The following is a 339-nucleotide window of genomic DNA, read 5'->3' as shown; positions in this document are numbered from 1 at the left end:
GAACGCAAGGCCGCATTGGACATGCTGCACCGCCACTCCCCGGATCGACCCGGCAGCTGACCTTGGGTGCCGACAAGGGATACGATGCGGCCGAATTCGTCGCGGATCTCCGCCAGGCCTGCGTCACCCCGCACGTCGCCAGGAAGGCGCGGCATTCAGCAATCGACGGGCGCACAACCCGGCACAAAGGCTATGCCCTGTCCCAGAAGCACCGCAAGCGGATCGAGGAGGCGTTTGGCTGGGCTAAGACCGTTGGCGGGATGTCCCAGACCGTCTATCGCGGCGTCGAACGGGGGCGGTCGCGCTTCATCCTGACGCTCGCCGCTGGAAATCTCGCCC

1 pseudogene is annotated in these 339 nt (G+C 66.4%); it reads left to right on the top strand.

From position 1 onward, the window contains the following. A pseudogene (locus AC58NV_RS23780) lies at nucleotides 1–339 on the top strand (transposase); the annotation flags it as partial.

The organism is Leisingera sp. ANG49, from assembly GCF_059694505.1.
Note: the sequence above shows the minus strand (reverse complement) of the source record. Positions and strands in the feature narration are given on the sequence as shown.